The following is a 3,347-nucleotide window of genomic DNA, read 5'->3' as shown; positions in this document are numbered from 1 at the left end:
CCGTCCCGCCCCGTCCCGCCCCGGGGATACGCTGCCGGACAGGGACCGGGAGCGTGCAGTGGGAGCCGTGCTGGGGGCGGCGGCCGGCGACGCCCTGGGCGCGCCCTTCGAGGTTCAACGGTGCCGTCCGGCCGTGCCTCGGCTCCGCCGTGTGGGCGCTGCGCACCACGAGCGGCTACGAACAGGCGGTGCGCGCCACGGAGCCGCCTCCGTCCCGGACCGGTGGACGGCGCCGCTGCACGTGCGGCTGCCGGGATGGCCGGGACGAGTGCTCCGGGCACCCGAACTGGCGGCCATGGCGGAGGAGCTGGCCGGCTGAGACGGGCCCGGGGGGCGTGGGGCCGCCCGGTCACTCCCCGGTGGCCCCGTCGGTCAGTTCCCGGACCACGTCCAGATGACCGGCGTGCCGGGCGTACTCCTGCAGCACGTGGAAGGCGATCCAGGACAGGGTGGGCGCGGGCTCGTCGGTGAACCGGCCGCCGGTCGCGGCCCGGGCGTCGAGCGGCCGGGAGGCCAGCACCTCACGGGTGCGCTCCCCGCCCGCGTGCAGCCGGGCGACCAGGTCCTCGGCCGTGACACCCTTCGGCGCCGACCAGCGCCCGTCGTCCCCCCGGTCGCCCCACGGCTCCTCGACGGGCTCCGCCAGGAAACCCCAGACGAACCACCGCCGCTCCATGTGGACCAGGTGGTTCAGCAGCTCCAGCGGCGTCCAGCCGGAGGCCAGCCGCGAGGTCCGCAGCTGCTCGTCGGTGAGGCCGGCGACCTTCCGCTCCACCACGGCGCGGTAGTAGTCCAGATACGCCGCGAACTGCGCGGAAGGGTCGGGGGTGTCGAGCCGCGGCTCGGTGCCGGGGAGGGTCATGCCGACACGCTACGGCACCCGTCCGCCTTCCGCGCTTGACCTCAACCTTGCTCGAGGTCGCACGCTTTCCGCATGACCGCGACCACCCCGCACGAGAACGCCCCTGCCTACGCCGACCTGCCCCGGCTGATGGCCCTGATGACCGGGGACGAGAAGCACGGCCCCGCCGCCACCTCCACCCTCGACGCCCTGTGGGTCCTGTACGACCGCGTCCTGCGGGTGTCGCCCGAGCGGGTGCGGGACCCCGAGCGGGACCGGTTCCTGCTCTCCAAGGGCCACGGTCCGATGGCCTACTACGCCGTCCTCGCCGCCAAGGGCTTCCTCCCCGTCGAGTGGCTGTCCGGGTTCGGTTCCTACGACTCCCCGCTCGGCCACCACCCGGACCGCACCCTGCTGCCCGGCGTGGAGATCGGCAGCGGATCGCTCGGCCACGGCCTGCCCATCGCGGTGGGCGAGGCGCTGGGCCTGCGCGCCCAGGGACTCACCGGCCCCGCCGTGTGGGTGCTGACCGGCGACGCCGAACTGGACGAGGGCAGCAACCACGAGGCCCTCGCCTTCGCCGGCCCGGCGGGACTCGAGAGGCTGCACGCCGTCGTCGTGGACAACTCCTCGGCCAGTCACGCGCGGCCCGACGGCATCGCCGCGCGCTTCGAGGCGGCCGGCTGGTCCGTCGTCACCGCGGACGGCCATGACCACGAGGGCCTGTACGAGGCCTTCACCCGGCCGCACCCCGGCCGCCCGCACGCCGTCGTCGCGCGGGTGCGGTCCAAGAGCGTCTGACCCGCGAAGAACGTCCGACGCACCGAACACGAACGCAACGGGAACGGGAGAACCCCCGGATGGACACCATGCGCGACCGCTTCGCCCCCGTCATGACCCGACTGCTCGACGAGGACCCCCGGGTCGCCGTCGTGCTCGCCGAGATCGGCCGGGACGGCTTCGCCGACGCCGCCCGCCGCCACCCCGACCGGGTGATCAACGTCGGCATCCGCGAACAACTGCTGATCGGCGCCGGGGCGGGCCTGGCCCTGACGGGCCTGCGGCCCGTCCTGCACACCTTCGGCAGCTTCCTGGTGGAACGCCCCTTCGAGCAGGTGAAGCTGGACCTCGGTCACCAGGACGCCGGCGCGGTCCTGGTGAGCGCCCTCGGCTCCTACGACTGGCCGGCCGGCGGCTTCACCCACATGTCGCCCGGCGACGTGGCGCTGCTCGACACCCTCGACGGCTGGACCGTGCACGTGCCGGGGCACCCCGACGAGGCCGAGACCCTGCTGCGGCAGGCGGTCGGAGCCGGCGACGACAAGGTGTACGTCCGCCTCTCCGTCCAGTCCAACGACGACGCCCGCCCCGTGGACGGCTCGCGCCTGCTGACGGTGCGCCGCGGCGGGGCGGGCGTGGTGGTCGCCGTCGGACCCCTGCTCACCCCCGTGCTCGAGGCCACCGAGGGCCTGGACCTCACCGTCCTGTACGCCACCACCGTGCGGCCCTTCGACGCCCGGACCCTGCGGGCGGCCACCGAGGCGGCCGGGACCGACGTCGTCCTGGTCGAGCCGTACCTGGCCGGCACCTCCACCCCGGCCGCGGCCGACGCCCTCGCCGACGTCCCGCACCGCCTCCTCGGCCTCGGCGTCGGCCGCAGGGAGCTGCGCCGCTACGGCACCATGCCCGAACACCTCGCCGCCCACGGCCTGGACCCGGCCGGCCTGCGTGGGCGGATCGTCCGCTTCCTGGACGCGGGACGCCCGCGTCGATCATGATGATCGATCAGCGTGAGGTACCGGGAGGCGATCTGCGGGTGGGGAGCACGGTGACGGAGCAGGCGCGGGGATGGCCGGCCGAGGCGGCCGGCGAGGCCTGGGACGGGGTCGACGCCGAGGCGCTGCGGCGGGCGGTGCGGGGGCAGTCGGCACGGCCCGTCGCCGGCGTCGAGGACATGGCCTCCTACCTCGAGGCACAGGTGGCGGACACCTCCCACCGTGAGGTGCTCGGACCGCTCCTCGACGGCGGAGGCCCCAGCGGTCTCGTCGTGCGCCGGGGCGCGGTCATCGCCTCGTGGGGCGATCCGGACCGCGTCGAAATGGCGTTCAGCGCCACCAAGAGCGTGCTGTCGCTGTCCGCGGGACCGGCCTTCGACGACGGGCTGCTCGACCTGGACGAGCCGGTCTCCCGGGTGCTGACGCTCCCGCAGTTCGCCGAGGGGCACGCCCGGGACATCACCTGGCGGCACCTGCTCGACCAGACGAGCCAGTGGGAGGGCGAGCTCTGGGGCAAGCCGACCCGGGTCGACGCCCAGAGCGCCCACGGCGCCGGTCTCGTCGGCGGGCCGCCGGGCAAGGGCTGGGCGTACAACGACGTCCGGGTCAACCTGGCCGCCCTCGCCCTCACCGCTTTGTACGGCCGCCCCCTGGACGAGGTGCTGCGCGAGCGCGTCATGACGCCCGCCGGCGCCTCGGACAGCTGGTCCTGGCACGGCTACCGTGACGCC

The 3,347-nt window shown here is 74.9% G+C and carries 4 protein-coding genes and 1 pseudogene; 4 read left to right on the top strand and 1 reads right to left on the bottom strand.

Features of this window, described 5'->3' with window-relative positions; genetic code table 11:
- Positions 1-101 precede the first annotated feature (101 nt).
- Positions 102-319, top strand: a pseudogene (locus ACOV8S_RS22385) (ADP-ribosylglycohydrolase family protein); the annotation flags it as partial.
- Positions 320-349: 30 nt separating this feature from the next.
- Here the strand turns inward: ACOV8S_RS22385 and ACOV8S_RS22380 are convergent.
- A complete protein-coding gene (locus ACOV8S_RS22380) occupies positions 350-862 on the bottom strand; it encodes a DinB family protein (RefSeq protein WP_448319743.1) in 513 nt (170 codons plus the stop codon).
- Positions 863-934: 72 nt separating this feature from the next.
- Here ACOV8S_RS22380 and ACOV8S_RS22375 point away from each other — a divergent pair, with 72 nt between their 5' ends.
- From ACOV8S_RS22375 to ACOV8S_RS22365, 3 genes are all read left to right on the top strand, one after another.
- A complete protein-coding gene (locus tag ACOV8S_RS22375) occupies positions 935-1,642 on the top strand; it encodes a transketolase (protein WP_448319742.1) in 708 nt (235 codons plus the stop codon).
- 59 nt (positions 1,643-1,701) lie between these two features.
- A complete protein-coding gene (locus tag ACOV8S_RS22370) occupies positions 1,702-2,619 on the top strand; it encodes a transketolase family protein (protein ID WP_448319741.1) in 918 nt (305 codons plus the stop codon).
- A gap of 50 nt (positions 2,620-2,669) precedes the next feature.
- Positions 2,670-3,347, top strand: a 678-nt coding sequence (locus ACOV8S_RS22365) for a serine hydrolase (RefSeq protein WP_448319740.1), incomplete at its 3' end; no start/stop codon positions are given.

The sequence above is a fragment of the Streptomyces sp. CO7 genome, assembly GCF_053474865.1.
The sequence above is the reverse complement of the archived record's forward strand: the minus strand, read 5'-3'. Positions and strand labels throughout refer to the sequence as shown.

Bases quoted from the DNA above. Each gene is read 5' to 3' on its own strand.
- ACOV8S_RS22380 (WP_448319743.1), bottom strand. From the start codon at position 862: ATGACCCTCCCCGGCACCGAGCCGCGGCTCGACACCCCCGACCCTTCC.
- ACOV8S_RS22375 (WP_448319742.1), top strand. From the start codon at position 935: ATGACCGCGACCACCCCGCACGAGAACGCCCCTGCCTACGCCGACCTG.
- ACOV8S_RS22370 (WP_448319741.1), top strand. From the start codon at position 1,702: ATGGACACCATGCGCGACCGCTTCGCCCCCGTCATGACCCGACTGCTC.